13 protein-coding genes are annotated in these 14,715 nt (G+C 68.7%); 11 read left to right on the forward strand and 2 right to left on the reverse strand.

Translation table 11 applies throughout. The annotated features are described in order from the left end of the window. Positions 1–322: 322 nt before the first annotated feature. The 11 genes from ACLARN_RS43485 to ACLARN_RS43535 all read left to right on the forward strand — a co-directional run bounded on the left by ACLARN_RS43485 (position 323) and on the right by ACLARN_RS43535 (position 11,166). Positions 323–1,906, forward strand: coding sequence for a purple acid phosphatase family protein (locus ACLARN_RS43485; RefSeq protein WP_409497347.1), 1,584 nt, complete (start codon positions 323–325; stop codon positions 1,904–1,906). Positions 1,907–1,981: 75 nt separating this feature from the next. Further along, entirely contained in the window at positions 1,982–3,034 is a 1,053-nt protein-coding gene (locus ACLARN_RS43490) for a BMP family ABC transporter substrate-binding protein (RefSeq protein WP_409497348.1), read from the forward strand. Then, positions 3,015–4,532 (forward strand): ABC transporter ATP-binding protein, encoded by a 1,518-nt coding sequence (locus ACLARN_RS43495; RefSeq protein WP_409497349.1) that lies wholly within the window; start codon positions 3,015–3,017, stop codon positions 4,530–4,532. The genes ACLARN_RS43490 and ACLARN_RS43495 overlap by 20 nt, the downstream gene beginning before the upstream one ends. Further along, positions 4,529–5,533, forward strand: a complete 1,005-nt coding sequence (locus tag ACLARN_RS43500) for an ABC transporter permease (protein ID WP_409497350.1) — start codon at positions 4,529–4,531, stop codon at positions 5,531–5,533. Before ACLARN_RS43495 ends, ACLARN_RS43500 begins: the two co-directional genes overlap by 4 nt. Continuing rightward, on the forward strand, positions 5,530–6,387 hold the full coding sequence (locus ACLARN_RS43505) for an ABC transporter permease (RefSeq protein ID WP_409497351.1): 858 nt from the start codon (positions 5,530–5,532) through the stop codon (positions 6,385–6,387). The genes ACLARN_RS43500 and ACLARN_RS43505 overlap by 4 nt, the downstream gene beginning before the upstream one ends. Beyond that, entirely contained in the window at positions 6,384–7,112 is a 729-nt protein-coding gene (locus tag ACLARN_RS43510; protein WP_409497352.1) for a nucleoside phosphorylase, read from the forward strand. Before ACLARN_RS43505 ends, ACLARN_RS43510 begins: the two co-directional genes overlap by 4 nt. Then, positions 7,109–8,239, forward strand: a complete 1,131-nt coding sequence (locus tag ACLARN_RS43515) for an acyl-CoA dehydrogenase family protein (protein ID WP_409497353.1) — start codon at positions 7,109–7,111, stop codon at positions 8,237–8,239. The genes ACLARN_RS43510 and ACLARN_RS43515 overlap by 4 nt, the downstream gene beginning before the upstream one ends. Beyond that, entirely contained in the window at positions 8,239–9,249 is a 1,011-nt protein-coding gene (locus ACLARN_RS43520; protein ID WP_409497354.1) for a methylthioribose-1-phosphate isomerase, read from the forward strand. Before ACLARN_RS43515 ends, ACLARN_RS43520 begins: the two co-directional genes overlap by 1 nt. Further along, entirely contained in the window at positions 9,246–9,962 is a 717-nt protein-coding gene (gene mtnC / locus ACLARN_RS43525; RefSeq protein ID WP_409497355.1) for an acireductone synthase, read from the forward strand. Before ACLARN_RS43520 ends, mtnC begins: the two co-directional genes overlap by 4 nt. Further along, positions 9,959–10,591: a methylthioribulose 1-phosphate dehydratase gene (mtnB, locus tag ACLARN_RS43530; protein WP_409497356.1), complete on the forward strand. Its 633-nt coding sequence runs from the start codon at positions 9,959–9,961 to the stop codon at positions 10,589–10,591. Before mtnC ends, mtnB begins: the two co-directional genes overlap by 4 nt. Continuing rightward, positions 10,588–11,166 carry a 1,2-dihydroxy-3-keto-5-methylthiopentene dioxygenase gene (locus ACLARN_RS43535; RefSeq protein ID WP_409497357.1) on the forward strand — a complete coding sequence of 193 codons (579 nt, stop codon included), beginning with the start codon at positions 10,588–10,590 and terminating at the stop codon, positions 11,164–11,166. The genes mtnB and ACLARN_RS43535 overlap by 4 nt, the downstream gene beginning before the upstream one ends. 109 nt (positions 11,167–11,275) lie before the next feature. Here ACLARN_RS43535 and ACLARN_RS43540 read toward each other — a convergent pair whose 3' ends face one another. Together ACLARN_RS43540 and ACLARN_RS43545 are read right to left on the reverse strand one after the other, a co-directional pair. Further along, complete coding sequence (locus tag ACLARN_RS43540; RefSeq protein WP_409497358.1) at positions 11,276–13,654, reverse strand: chitinase C-terminal domain-containing protein; 2,379 nt, start codon at positions 13,652–13,654, stop codon at positions 11,276–11,278. Between the two features lie 174 nt (positions 13,655–13,828). Then, positions 13,829–14,524, reverse strand: coding sequence for a VOC family protein (locus ACLARN_RS43545; RefSeq protein WP_409497359.1), 696 nt, complete (start codon positions 14,522–14,524; stop codon positions 13,829–13,831). Between the last annotated feature and the right edge of the window lie 191 nt (positions 14,525–14,715).

Raw genomic sequence — 14,715 nt, forward strand, 5'->3', positions numbered from 1 at the left:
GTGGGCAAGCTCCAGCTTGCCAGCGCGCCACAGTTCCTGCGGCAACTCGGGAAGGATCGTCTCGGACACACCTCCATAATACCGGATTCCTGTCGAACATGTGTTCGTAATTTTAAGCAACAATGAATTCGAGCTAACCCCACTGAAGTGTGATGGCGGCGAGAATGAAGGTGCGCTTGAGTGACCGGCTGCGGATGAGGCCTCGGTACAGGCGACGGTAAAGACCGCTTGAGTACCCCTTGAATCCACCCTGGGCAGCTGGACCACCCGCGTTCGTCTCATTGTCGCGAGCCGAACATGTCCGTCGGCGAGTATCCCGCGCATGGAAATCCCCAGGGTCGGTGTTCCCGACGCGCTGGCCTCGCGCCTCACGATGGCCGAACAACACGAGTACCTGAGCCGCCGCACGATGCTCAAGGGAACCGGTGCCGCCCTCGCGGCGGGCCCGCTTCTCTTGCAGGGCACCGCGTACGCCGACGGCGACAAGGTCGTCCCAGCGGGGCGGCATCTCGCGTTCGGCCGGAATCCACGGACGTCGATGCGGGTCGCGTGGCAGGTGCCGGCGCCGGTGCGGAAGCCGTTCCTGCGCATCGCCGACGGTCATGGCGGCTGGAGTCACCGGATCCCGGCCGAGGTCCGCGCGCTGCATTCCGAGGTCGCCGGGGTCATCGCGCCGTACGTCCAGTACTACCTGCACGCGGAGGCCGATCACCTCTGGCCCGGCCACATCTACCGTTACGCCGTCGGGCACGAGGGTTTCGACCCGGCGTCGGGTGACGGCGGGCCCGCCGCGATCTCGACGTTCACCACCGCGCCCGCGCGGGGTGTTCCAGCGGGCAAGTTCACCTTCACCGCGTTCGGCGACCAGGGCGTCTCGACGACGGCGCTCGCGCAGGACGGTGCCGTTGCGGGCCAGAACCCACGGTTTCACCTGCTGGCAGGCGACATCGCCTACGCCGACCCGAGCGGCGCGGGCAAACCGCCCGGCAGCAAACCCGACGCGGAGCATGACCTCTTCGACCCCAAGGTCTGGGACGCCTATTACCGCCAGATCGAGGGTGTCGCGGCGTCGGTGCCGTGGATGGTCACCACCGGCAACCACGACATGGAGGCCCTCTACTCCCCGGACGGTTACGGCGGCCAGCTCAAGCGCTGGGACTTCCCCGGCGGCGGCCCGCGCGACTGTCCCAGCGTCTACTCGTTCATTTACGGCAACGTCGGGGTGATATCGCTCGACGCCAACGACGTCTCCTACGAGATCCCCGCGAACCTCGGCTACTCGCACGGTTCGCAGACGGCGTGGCTCAAGCGGCGGCTGCGGTATCTGCGGTCGCAGCCGGACGTCGACTTCGTAGTGGTGTTCTTCCACCACTGTGCCTACTCGACGACCAATCAGCACGCGTCGGAGGGCGGCGTCCGTGAGCAGTGGGTCCCGCTGTTCGACGAGTACCGGGTCGACCTCGTGATCAACGGGCACAACCACATCTACGAGCGCACCGACGCCCTTCGTGGCGGCAAGGTGACGCGCGAGGTCAAGATCGGCGACACCGTCGAGCCGGACCGCGACGGCACCGTGTACGCGACCTGCGGCGGTGGCGGCAAGAGCCTCTACAGCTTCCCGGTGCCCGACACGTTCGCGGGGGAGTTCCAGTCGTACCACTGGGTCAAGGGCGGCGAGAAGGTGACCGAAACGGTGCCGTGGTCCCGCGTGCGCTACACCGGTTACTCGTTCCTCGCGATCGACGTCGAGCCCGCCTGGTTCGGCCGTCGGACGACGCTGACCGTGCGGACCCTGCGCAACGACGGCGCGGAGATCGACCGGTTCACCCTCCGTCGCACGGCCGGTCGCCACCGATCGCGGTACGCGGCCGCCTCGCTCCTCGGAGCCGATCCCGGGGACGCCTGACGTATAACGGCCTACACGGTTCCGCATGGTGGGACTCGGTGCCATATCGTGGACCGGCGACATAAAGTCCGGGACATGTCGCCGAGAACCCTCCTGCGGGCCGTCATGGCCGTTTCCGCCGTCGCGCTCCTCGCCGCGTGCAACGCCTCGGCCAAGGACCCGGCCGCCAAGAACTCAGCAGCCAAGAACACTGGCGGGCCCGCCCTGGTCCTGATCACGCCGAGCCCGGTCGGCGTCAACGACTTCCTCAAGCTCGCCGTCGACGGTATCGAGGGCTCGGCCAAGAAGCACAACGGGACACAGAAGGTGTTCCAGAGCACCGATCCGGCGTCGATCCAGCAGAACCTCGCCGCCGCCGTGCGCGAGAAGCCCGCCGTGATCGTCGCGGTCGGCTTCAACTTCGCCGACGCGATCGCGGCCGAGGCCGAGCGCAATCCCGAGCAGAAGTTCCTGTTCGTGGACTCCTGCACCACCAAGCCGTTCCCGAACGTCACCTGCGCGGTGTTCCGCGAGCACGAGGGCACCTACCTCGCGGGCGCCGAGGCCGGGTTGCTGAGCAAGACCGGCAAGGTCGGCGCGGTCGTCGTCCTCGACGCGCCCCAGTTCCGCCGGTACTCGATCCCGTTCGGGCAGGGCGCGGAGAAGGCCAAGCCCGGCACCACGCTGAGTCCGCTGTTCATCGGCGGCGCCAACCCGTTCAACGACCCGGCGCGCGCGAAGGCGCTGGCCACCACGCTCGCCGGACAGGGTGTCGACCAGGTCATGGGCGCGGCCTCCGCGGCGGGCAACCTCGGTGTCTTCGAGGCGGCCAAACAGGGCGGGTTCTTCGCGTACGGCGTCGACGCCAACCAGTGCCCGGCCAGCCCAGGGCAGGTCGCGGACAACGTCGTCAAGCGGACCAACGTCGTCATCGGCGATCGCGTCGACGCGATCCTCGGCGGCAAGTCGGGCGAGACGAAGTCCTACGGTCTCAAGGAAGGCGGCATTTCCCTGACCGGTCTCCAGCCGGAGGCCGCGACGTCGCAGTGCGTCGTCGCGAACCGCCCCGACGTGCTGGCGAAGGTCGGCGAACTGCGGGACCAGATCATCTCGGGCGCGATCGTCGTCGATGACCCGGCCAAATCCTGAGGCGGTCTCACTCCGGGGAATCGTCAAACGCTTCCCCGGAGTGCTCGCGAACGACAACGTCGACCTCGACGTCGGCGCGGGGGAGATCCACGCGCTGATGGGCGAGAACGGCGCGGGCAAGTCCACGCTGATGTCCGTCCTGTACGGCCTGCACCGGCCCGACGAGGGCACGATCTCCTTGCACGGCAAGGAAGTCTCGTTCGGCTCACCGGCGCAGGCCATCGACGCCGGCGTCGGCATGGTGCAGCAGGGGTTCGCACTGTTCGGCGAGCTCACCGTCACCGAGAACGTCGTCTTCGGCAGCGAGCCGACCCGCCACGGCCTGCTGGACCGCAAAGCGGCGACGGCTCGTGTCACCGAACTGATCGAACGGCACGAACTGAGGCTGCGGCCCGGCGACCGGGTCCGTGATCTGCCGGTCGGGCTCCGGCAGCGGGTCGAGATCCTCAAACTCCTGTACCGCGAGGCCGACGTCCTGATCCTCGACGAACCCACCGCCGTGCTCACCCCGCCCGAAACCGAGCGGCTGTTCGGTGTGCTGCGTGTCCTCGCCGCCGAAGGCCGCACGATCCTGTTGGTGTCGCACAAACTCCAGGAAGTCCTCGCCGTCAGTGACCACGTCACGGTGCTGCGCGACGGCCGCGTCAGCGCTCGCGGGCGCACCGCGGACCAGACCGCCGCCGGACTCGCGGCGGCGATGACCGGACGCGAGGTCGACCTCGACCGGGTCCACCCGGCCGGTACTCCTGGCGAAGCCGTCCTCGAAGCCCGCGAGCTGACCATCCCCGCCCCGGAAGGGAAACCGTTGCTGGACAACGTGTCCCTGACCGTTCGCGCGGGGGAGATCGTCGGTGTCGCCGGAGTCGCGGGCAACGGCCAGGCCGAACTGTCCGGCGCGATCACCGGCCTCCTGAAGACGGACGGCGACGTAGTCCTCAAGGGACAGAGCCTGGCAGGGCTCTCGGTCCGGGCTCGCCGGGACGCCGGGCTCGCGCACGTCCCGGAAGACCGCGCCGAGGTCGGCTCGGCGCCGACGGCGAGTCTCCGGGAGAACCTGGCCGTCGGCTTCCACCGCAAGCAGCCCTTGGTGCGCAAGGGATTTCTGCGCCGCAAGGCGGTCGGCGAGCACGCGTCGGCGATCATCGAGGACTACGACGTCCGGGCGTCCGGCCCCGCCGCCGCGATGGGCACGCTGTCCGGCGGCAACCAGCAGAAGGCGATCTTCGGCCGCGAACTCACCCACGACGCCCCGTTCCTGCTGGTCGAGCAGCCGACACGCGGGGTCGACGTCGGTGCGATCGAGAACATCCACGCGCGGCTCGTCGCCTATCGCGACGCCGGGCACGCCGTCCTGCTGATCTCCGCGGAACTCAGTGAGGTCCTCGCGTTGTCCGACCGGGTGCTGGTGATCTTCGAAGGCCGGATCGTCGCGGAGTTCACCAAAGCCGACGCCGATCAGCACCGGGTCGGTCTCGCGATGGCGGGAGGTGCGGGGTGAACCGCGTCCGCGCCGTCGCCGTCCCGGTCGCCGCCGCGCTCGTGCTCGGCGCGATCCTGTTGCTGGCCACCGGAACTGATCCGCTGGCGGCCTACGGCGCGATCGTCTCCGGCGCCTTCGGCCCGGACGGCATCGGCGACACCCTGGCCTACGCCGTCCCCGTCGCGGGGATGGCCACCGCGCTCGCGATCCCGCTGCGCGCGGGCATGGTGAACCTCGGCGGTGAGGGGCAACTGGTACTCGGCGCGATCAGCGCGCTCGCCGTCGGCCTGTACGTCCCCGGTCCGGGGCCGGTCAAAGTCGCTTTGGCGCTGCTCGCGGGCGTCCTCGCCGGAGCCGCGTATGCCGCGCTGGCCGCGGTCTGCGAGAACCGCCTCGGCGTACCGTTGCTGATCAGCACCCTGCTGTTGAGCTACCCGGCGATGTCGCTCGCCGGATATCTGGTGCGGTTCCCGTTGAAGGACGCCGGTTCCAGCCTGCCGCAGAGCCCGCAACTGCCCGAAGGCGTCCGGCTGCCCGAACTGGGCGGGGTGACCACCGGGATCTTCCTGGTGCTGGCCGTGATCGCGGTCCACACGGTGATCGACGCCCGTACGCCCGCCGGATTCGAGACCAAGGTGACCGGCTGGGCACCGCGGTTCGCCGCCTACGCCGGGATCGACCGGCCGAAGCTCACGCTGCGGCTGCTGGCGCTCTCGGGCGGGACCGCCGGACTGGTCGGCGCGATCGCCGTCCTCGGCTTCCCGTACCGGTTCATCGACGGCGCGCTGATCACGCCGCAGTACACCTGGATCGGCCTGCTCGCCGCCCTGCTGGCCGGTGCCGGACCGCTCGGCACGCTGGTCGCGGCCGTCTTCTTCGCGGCGCTGACCAGCGGCGGGTTCGCGATGGAACGCGCCACCCAGGTCCCGCGCGAACTGACCGCGGTCTTGCAGGCGGTGCTGATCATCTTCCTGGCCGCCACCTCCGGGGTCTTCAAGCGGAAGGCGAGGCGGGCATGATCGACGCGAGCCTGTTCTCTTCGGCGCTCACCGCGCTGACCCCCATCCTGTTCGCCGCGCTCGCGGGCGCGCTGTGCCAGCGGGCCGGGGTCTTCAACATCTCCCTGGAGGGCTCGCTCCTGGTCGGCTGCTTCGGCACCGTCGCCGGGAGTTGGTACACCGGCAGCGCGTGGATCGGCGTCGTCGTGGCGGTGATCGCGGCGACGGCGTACTCGCTGATCCTCGCGATCGGGTCGATCACCTTCGACGGCGACCCGATCGTGCTGGGCGTCGCGAGCAACCTGCTCGCTGTCGGGCTCACGAGCTTCCTCATCCGCACGGTCTTCGGCACCGAGGGTTCGTTCAGCGACCCCACGTTGCGAGGTCTGGGCCAGTTCGGTCCGATTCCCGGCCAGTCGCTGCTGGTCTACCTGTCGTGGCTGGCCGTGCCCGCGCTCGCGGTGCTGCTGTACCGGCACCCGTGGGGCCTGCGGCTGCGCGGCGTCGGCGAACGTCCGGAGGCGGCGTCCAGCCTGGGCGTCAACGTGACGAAGTACCGCTACGGGGTGATCCTCGCCGGGGGAGCGTTGTGCGGTCTCGGTGGCGCGCAACTGGCGCTGGGCTCGGTGACGTTGTTCGCCGAGAACATGACCGCCGGTCGCGGCTGGATCGCCGTCGTGGCGGTCATGCTCGGCCGCGCGCATCCGCTCGGGGTGTTCCTCGCGGCACTGCTGTTCGGCCTCGCCGAGGCGTTCGGCTTCCGGCTCCAAGGCATCGGCCTGCCGCAGCAGGCCACCGACGCCGCGCCCTACGTCGTCACGCTGGTGGCTTTGTTCCTGTCCAATATCAAACGCAAGAAGGGACAGCCCGCGTGAGCGACGTCCTGCCCATCACCAAGATTCCCCGGCACGGACTGCCTCCGCGCGCCCTCGTCGTGGGTGATCCGGACCGCGCTACGGCGGTGGCCGAGTCGCTGGAAGACGCGGTCCTCGTCGGGCAGAACCGGGAGTACCGCAGCTACACCGGCACTTGGAAGGGCGTCCCGGTCGTCGTGTCCTCGCACGGCGTCGGCGGTCCCGGCGCGTTGTGCCAGTTCGGTGAGCTGGCCGAAGCCGGCGTCCGCACCTTCCTCCGGCTCGGCACCGCCGGTTCGCTGGCCGACGGGATCACCGACGGCGACCTCGTCATCGCCGAGGCGGCGGTCCGCGACGACGGCGTCACCCAGCAGCTGATCCATCCGGAGTATCCGGCTTTCGCCACGCCGGAGGCCGTCGTCGCGCTCAGCCGCGCCGCCCCGGAGGCGCACCGGGGTGTGGTGTGGACGCGGGCCGCGTTCAGCCCGCTCGTGCTCACCCTCCCGATGGCCGACTACCTGGCCGCGCGGGTCATCGCCATTGAGATGGAACTCTCCACGCTGCTGGTGTTCGCGGCATTGCGCGGCCTGCGGGCCGGTGGTGTGCTCGTGATCGACGGCGACGCGCGGCCCGAGTACCCCGACCCGTCGGCCTACGACCCGCACCGCGACGTCGTGGCCGCCGGGGTGGCGAGGGCCACCCGCGTGGCGCTCGACGCTCTTATCGACGTGGAAGGGGCGGAATGACCGAAGTGTGGCGAAAGACGGCGGAAGAACTCGCCGACACCCTGCGGGCGGACGCGGCCGAGCGTGACCTCGCCGGACGGCTTCCGGTGACCGAAGTCGGCTTGCTGCGCGAGTCCGGCCTGCTGCCCCTGCTCGACACCGCCGGTTGGACGGCCGCGAACCAGGCCACCCGGATCGTCTCCGCCGCCGACGCGTCGGTCGGGCATCTGCTCGGCTACCACTACTTGCAGCTCTGGCGCACCGGCCTGTTCGGGCCGCGCGCGGCGAGCGAACCCGGCTGGTTCTGGGCGGGCGTGAGCAACCCGCTCGACGCCGCCCTGCTCTTGACCCCGGTGGACGGCGGGTTCACCGTCGAGGGCACCAAGACCTTCGCCACCGGCGCCGCGGTCGCCGATCGCCTGGTGGTCAGCGCGACGAGGACCGACAACGGCGAGAAGCTCACCTTCGTCGTCGACGCGCGGGCCGACGGGATCACCTTCCCCGGTGACTGGGACAACATCGGCCAGCGGCTCACCGCGAGCGGTGCGGTGCGGTTCGAGGCCGTCCGGATCTCCCACGACGACGTCCTCGGTGCTCAGCCTGAAGACCAGTCGGATCCGAAGGTGCCCCGAATCTCGCTCGCGGCGATCGGGTTCCAGCTGATGCTGGCGCAGGTCTACGTCGGCCTCGCGTCCGGCGCGCTCGACGCCGCCGCGGTCTACACGCGGGAGACCGCGCGGGCCTGGACACTGTCCGATGTAGACAAAGCGACGCAGGACCCGTACACCCTGGCCGGGTACGGCGAACTGGTCGCGACGGCGCGCGCGGCCGGATTCGCCGTCGACGCGGCGGTTTCCGCGCTCGGTGACGCGGACGAGCGCGGATTCGACCTGACCCCGGCCGAGCGTGCCGAAGCGGCGATCGCCATCTCGTCGGCGAAGATCGTCGCGAGCCGGGCGGCCGTCGAAACCACGAGCAAGGTCTTCGAGTTCACCGGCGCGCGGGCCACGGCGACCAAGTACGGCTTCGACCGGTTCTGGCGCAACGCCCGCACGCTGACCCTGCACGATCCCGTGACCTACAAGGCACGCGAGGTCGGCGACCACTTCCTCAACGGGATCCCGCCGCGCCTCTCGGGGTACAGCTGATGACGCTGCCGATCCTCGCCGAAAGCGTCCGTCTCGACGACGACGGCGTGCACATCCTCGACCGGCGCGTCTTCCCGTTCGCGCGGGAATGGGTGCTGTGCCGGACTTCGGAGGAGGTCGCGGTGGCCATCGAAGAGATGGTCACCCAGTCTTCCGGGCCGTATTTCGCCGCGCTGGGCGCGATGGTGCTCGGCGCACGCGAGGCGGCGGGGCTTCCCGACGCCCGCGCGTACCTGGAGCGGGTGGGGGAGCGGATCATCGCCACCCGCAAGACGAACAACCACCTTCGCAAAGCCGTCGCCGCCGTACTGTCCGAAGTAGACAAATCGGCAGGCGATCTCGTCGAGGCCGCGACGGCCGGTGCGCAAGTAGGTGACGAATTGTATCGGTCGCGCAGCCGCGCGCTCGGGGAGCACACGGCCGCGCTCGTGCCGGACAAGGCGACCGTGCTCACGCACTGCTGGGCGGATCTGTACCTGGTCGAACTGGTACTGGCCGCGCGGCGCCACGGCAAGGAGTTCTCCTTTCTCTGCACGGAAACCCGGCCGTACCTGCAGGGCGCGCGGCTGACCGCGGAGACGCTCGCCGAGATGGGCGCCGACACCCGGCTGATCACCGACGGGATGGGCGCCGCTGTGCTGTCCTCGGGCGAGGTCGGCGCGCTGGTGACCGCCGCCGACCGCGTCACCATGGACGGCCACGTCGTCAACAAGATCGGCACCCTGGGGCTCGCGGTCGCGGCGGAGGCGTTCGGTGTGCCGTTCCACGCGATGGTCCAGGCACCCGACCAGGCCGCGCCGACCGGCGCCGACGTGCCGATCGAATACCGCGACGGCGACGAGGTGCTGAGCGCGCTCGGCCATCGCGTCGCCAGCGAACGCGTCCGTGGGCACTATCCGGCCTTCGACGTGACACCGCCGCGTTTCGTCACCACGGTGGTGACCGACCGCGGGGCCTTCGAACCCGGACGGCTCCGCGAGTACTACGCAGAAGGGGAAGCGAACCAGTGACCGCAACGCTGACCGCCCGATGGGTGGTCCTCGACATCGAGGGCACGCTGACCGCGACCAGCTACGTGCACGTGACCCTCTACGACTACGCGCGCCCGCGCCTCGGGCCGTGGATCGACGAGCATCCGGACGATCCCGAAGTCGCCGACGCCGTCGCGCGGATCAAGGAACTCGGCGGGCTCCCCGCGGACGCGTCCACAGCGGACGTCGTGGGGGTGCTGCACGGCTGGATGGACGCGGACCAGAAGATCGCGCCGCTGAAGACGTTGCAAGGGCTGATCTGGCAGCGCGGGTACGCCGACGGGGACCTCACGACGGAGTTCTTCGGCGACGTCGCGCCGGTGCTGCGGTCCTGGCACGAGTCGGGACTGCGGCTGGCGGTGTTCTCCTCCGGTTCGGTCGCCGGGCAGGTCGCGTCGTTCTCGCGTACCACCGACGGCGACGTCACCGGCCTGTTCGAGAAGCACTTCGACACCGTCAACGCCGGGCCGAAACGTGAGGCGCCCTCGTATCGCGCGATCGCGTCCGCGCTGGAGGCCGAGCCTGGCGACATCGTGTTCTTCTCCGACGTCCCGGCCGAACTGGACGGTGCCGCCGCCGACGGCTGGCAGACCGTCGGCCTCGCGCGCGACGGTGAGCCCTTCGGCGACGCGGACTTCGGGGCACACCGGACGATCCGGACGTTCGACGAGGTGAAGGTCGTGCCGCGGTGACGACGCTGGAACTCGCCGGCCGCGCGCTGGCCGAGGAATCCGCCCGGTTCGCCAGTCTGGGGTGGATGCGGGGAACGTCGGGCAACCTCTCGGTGGTGCTCGGCCACGATCCGCTGCGAGTCGCCGTCACCGTCAGCGGACGGGACAAAGGCGAGCTGACCAGCGACGACGTCGTGGTGGTCGGTGAGGACGGGCTGGCCGTGGCCGACCAGCCGCATCCGGACAAGGTGCCTTCGGCCGAGGCCGGTCTGCACGCCCGGATCGCGGCGGTCTCGGGGACGGGCGCGGTGATCCACGTGCACGCGCTCGCGCCGGTGGTGGCCGCCGAGCACTGGCCGGACGGCGTCGAACTGCGGGACCTGGAGATGCTCAAGGGTTTCGGCCGTGCCGCGCACGACGACCTGGTGACCATCCCGGTGATCGCGAACGGCCAGGACATGCGGGCGCTCGGTGACGCGTTCGAGGCCGGGTTCCGGGCCGACACGCCGGCGGTGATCGTCGCGCGGCACGGGATCTACGTCTGGGGCGATGACCTGCGCCACGCGAGGCACCGGCTGGAATGTTTGGAGTGGTTGCTCCGGTTCAAGGTGGAGACAAGACTGGTCAGTGAGGAAAGGGGAGCGCGATGACGCTGCTGACCGTGTGGCCGGACGATCGGCCCGACGAGATCGCGCTCAGGACCGAGGACCCGGCCGTGATCACCGCCGAACTGGGGCGCCTCGGTGTCCGGTTCGACCGCTGGGACCTCGTTCCGGACTTGCCGCGCGACGTGACGCCCGAGCAGGTACTGGCCGCCTACGAGGAGCCGATCGGCAAGGTCTCGGCCGCCGAGGGCTACACCTTCGTGGACGCCGTCCGGATGACTCCGTCCGACGAACCAGGCTGGACCGCCGAAGCCGCCGAAGCCCGGCAGAAGTTCCTCGCCGAGCACACCCACGACGACGATGAAGACCGCTTCTTCGCCCGTGGGTCCGGTGTGTTCTACCTGCACGTGGGTGGCAAGGTGTACGCGGTGCTGTGCGAGGCGGGTGACCTGCTGAGCGTGCCGGCCAACACCACGCACTGGTTCGACATGGGGACCCGGCCCGACTACGTGTCCGTCCGGTTCTTCCACGACGACGGCGGCTGGGTCGGCAACTTCACCGGGGCCACGCTGGCCGGGAACTTCCCGGACTTCGACACGCTGGCCGCCGGGCGCCGCTGACCTCTGCCGCAATTAGTCCTCTAGTTGCGGTCCTTGCCGATGCCATGAACGGCCCGTTACTTGCAAATTTTGCAAGTAACGGGCCGTTCATAGCGCGCTGCCGGGTCTGTCAGGCGGGAGTCCAGAGGGCAGGCACGTTCGGCGGCTCCCAGCCGGGCAGGGAACGGTGGCCCTGGCGGCACACGTAGGCCGTGCCGTTGTGGGTCACCCTGGTGCCCGTCGCGTAGTCGACGTTCGGCTTCCAGGCGTCGGACGGCGCCGTGGTGGTCGTCGTCGGCGTGGTGGTGGTCGGCCGGGTGGTGGTCGTGGTCGGACTGGTCGTTGTCGTAGTTCCGGTGGTGGGCGTCGTCGTGGTCGTCGGGGGAGCACCGCCGCCACGCGGGTGGTCCGCCGCGATCGCGTAGGTCGTCCCGCCGAAGGTGAAGGTGTAGTTCGACGGCGACGCGATCGGCATGTAGTAGTTCAGCCGGATTTCGATCGTGGCGCCCGGCGCGATGGTCTGCCAGGTCGGCACGGTCACCGCGACGCGCTGGAAGTCTCCCTTCATCCCACCGACGTTGGGCCCGCTATGGCCCTTGCTCGTGACCGTCAGGCCGAAGCCGGATTGGTCGGTCATGCTGCCGGGCGCGCTCGTGCCGTAGTCGAACTCGATTTTCGTACCACCGGGGATGGTGGTGGTCGAATTGTTGGTGATGCGCATCCGCGGGGTGATCGGATAGTTCGCGTCGCCCAGTGCGAACCCCGTCAGGTTGACGTTCACGTCGAGCACCGACGAGGGTGCGGGACGCGACGACTTGGTGTTGCCGTACGGGGCGGCACCGCGGAGGCCGTCGTTGATCTTCGTGATCAGCGTGTCGCCCATGAAGTACTGGCCCTTGGCGTCGTCGAAGGCGTAGTCGCCCGCCAGTTCCCAGATCATGATGCCGCCGATGCCCTTGTCGGCCACGTACTTGGCCTTCGTGGCGAGCGAGGCTTCGTCCTCAGTGGACAGGAACACCTTCTTGTCGTTGTTCCACAGCCACGGTGTCACCATCGTGTCGTCGTAGTGCCGGTTGTAGCTACCGGAAATCCGGTCCGTCGGGTCGGTCTTCGGGGTGAGCCCGTACGCCTCCAGATAGTCCGGGGTGATCTCGTTCTCGAGGTTCTTCGCGTGCCACATGGGGTTCGCGCCCGCGGGCACTTCGCCGCCTGCCAGGCCGAGGTCGTGCCAGAGGTTGTCGATGCCGATCGCACCGTTACCGCAGGGCACTGTCGAGCCGACATGGGAGCCTGTGCCGGGTGGACATTGTTTCTGGTCCGGCAGTGGCGCCTTGCCCCACAACCCGTTCGTCCCGCCGCTCACTCCTTGCCAGCCCCGGGTGTAGAACCCGACGCCGATGTTGATCCGGCCCGCTTGCATCGCGCCTCGGAAATAGTGATAGGCCCAGTCGGTGTTGAGATACCCCTGACCGTCGTACTGCGGTGTCGTGTACACCTGCCAGTGCGCGAGTTCCGCGTCCTTGCCGTTGTCGTAGAGCGCCGCGTTCGGCCCGGCGAACTGGTTCCACGCGCCGTGCAGGTCGTAGCTCATCATGTTGGCGTAATCGAGATATCGCGTCACGCCGTAGACCTCCTGGCCGCGCAGCAGCCAGCCGGACGCGGGCACGGCCGCGGTCAGCAGGTAGTGCTTGCCGTCGGCGGCACCGGCCCGGTCGATCTTCTCGCGCAGCGTGCGCATCAGGTTCTCGTAGCCCGCCCACAGGGTGCCGCGGTTGGACTGCGCGATCCAGTAGTCGTCCGGGTTTCCGGCGTAGCTGGCCGACGTCGCGTACTCGTAATCGATGTCGGCGCCGTTGAATCCGTAGTCACGCAGGAACTTCACGACGGAATCCGCGAAGACGTCAATGGTCGCTTGGCTTTGCGTCATCTTGTAGAACCCGCCCGACGCGTTGCGCGTGCCGTCCGGGTTGAGGAAGCCGCCGGTCTCGGCCCAGCCGCCGATCGAGATCAGCGACTTCACGTTCGGGTTCTGCTTCTTGTACTTGGTCAGCAGATTGAAATGCCCCTTGTAGGGCAACGACGGATCCATCTCGGCGCCGGGAACGCCCGGCCATTCCATGCCGATGGCCTCGTTGTTCGCGCCCGGGTTGCCGACCGAAACCTTGTTCTGCGTGTCGATGTGGGCGAACGCGTAGTTGAGGTGGGTCACCTTCGACCACGGGATGTTGTTGACCAGGTAGGACGGCGAACCGTTCTTACCGGTGCGCCAGCTGGTGAAGTAGCCGATCACGCGGCGGGAATGTTCCGCCCCCAGTGATTCCCGGCCGTTCGTGTCGTAGACGGTGCAGTAGGGGGTGTCGACGCCGGGTGTCCGGTAGAGCCCGTCGGGTCGACAGTCCTCATGGCCTGCCGCGTTCGACGTGGACGGGGTGACGACGACGATCATGAGTCCGGCCAGCGCGATGAGCGACGCCAGCAGGGGGAGTAGTTTCCTGGTTCTCCTTGGCACGCCGAACCTCCGACAGTGGAAGATGGCCCTCGGTCTCAGCAGCTTGAGCCGCTGACCAGGCGCGCGTCAATAGGTGTAGACCAATTTCCATCCTGTGCCGTAGAGCGAGGCGGACCTGTGCCGCGTCAGGTCCGGTCCGGGGGTGGTCATACTCCCGGCCACATCTGGTGAGTGCTATGTCCCCGTGCCCTTCGACGCGACAGAAAACTCGTTGCCGTCGGGATCCGCCATTTCCATCTGCCCGCTTTCCCCGATGCCGAGCCGGGTCGCGCCGAGCGAAACCAGTCGATCGACGTCCGAAAGAGGGCCGCTCAAAGCGAAACGCACCCGGTTCGGCCCGATCTTGGCGTCGAACGGCGGGCCGCCCCAGGTGATCTTCGGGCCGCCGTGCGGGGAGCGGATCGCGGTCTCCTGATCGCGGTCCCAGACCAGTGGCCAGCCGAGCGCCTCGCTCCAGAAATAGCCGACCTCCTGCGAACCGTCGCAGGCGAGCGCGCCGACGAATCCGCATTCGGCGAGGAAGGTGTTCCCCGGTTCGATGACGCAGAACTCGTTGCCCTCGGGGTCGGCCAGCACGACGTGCTCTTCCTCGGGGCTCTGTCCGATGTCGATGTGCCGTGCACCGAGTTCCAGTGCTTTCGCCACGATGTTTCGCTGGTCCTCGATGGACTCGCTCGTCAGGTCGAAATGCGCGTGGTTCTTGCGGGACTTCGGTTCCGCGCTCGGTATGAACCGCAGACGGACACCGGTCTCGTCGTTCGGGACCAGCGTTTCACCGTCGATTTCCCAGCCGAGAAGGCCGACCCAGAAACGTGCGAGACGTTGCGGGTCGTGCGCGGCGAAGCAGATTGCGTGCAGGGTGACTGCCATAAGTGACGTTAAGAGCGGCTGAGACCGACGCGCAACCGATTAAAGCGTGAAGGCCCCCTTCCCTCGGCTGAGCCGAGGGGGTGGATTTCAGGGGTCGTTGCAACACGGGTGATCAACTGGTTTTGGTGAGGAGTTTAGCGAGGCGCTCGGCTGGGGTGTCCCAGTCGAGTGTTTTGCGTGGGCGGCGGTTG

It is taken from the genome of Amycolatopsis sp. cmx-11-12 (assembly GCF_046269425.1).
Classification (GTDB): Bacteria; Actinomycetota; Actinomycetes; order Mycobacteriales; family Pseudonocardiaceae; genus Amycolatopsis.

Bases quoted from the DNA above. Each gene is read 5' to 3' on its own strand.
- ACLARN_RS43485 (WP_409497347.1), top strand. From the start codon at position 323: ATGGAAATCCCCAGGGTCGGTGTTCCCGACGCGCTGGCCTCGCGCCTC.
- ACLARN_RS43490 (WP_409497348.1), top strand. From the start codon at position 1,982: ATGTCGCCGAGAACCCTCCTGCGGGCCGTCATGGCCGTTTCCGCCGTC.
- ACLARN_RS43495 (WP_409497349.1), top strand. From the start codon at position 3,015: ATGACCCGGCCAAATCCTGAGGCGGTCTCACTCCGGGGAATCGTCAAA.
- ACLARN_RS43505 (WP_409497351.1), top strand. From the start codon at position 5,530: ATGATCGACGCGAGCCTGTTCTCTTCGGCGCTCACCGCGCTGACCCCC.
- ACLARN_RS43515 (WP_409497353.1), top strand. From the start codon at position 7,109: ATGACCGAAGTGTGGCGAAAGACGGCGGAAGAACTCGCCGACACCCTG.
- ACLARN_RS43520 (WP_409497354.1), top strand. From the start codon at position 8,239: ATGACGCTGCCGATCCTCGCCGAAAGCGTCCGTCTCGACGACGACGGC.
- ACLARN_RS43535 (WP_409497357.1), top strand. From the start codon at position 10,588: ATGACGCTGCTGACCGTGTGGCCGGACGATCGGCCCGACGAGATCGCG.
- ACLARN_RS43545 (WP_409497359.1), bottom strand. From the start codon at position 14,524: ATGGCAGTCACCCTGCACGCAATCTGCTTCGCCGCGCACGACCCGCAA.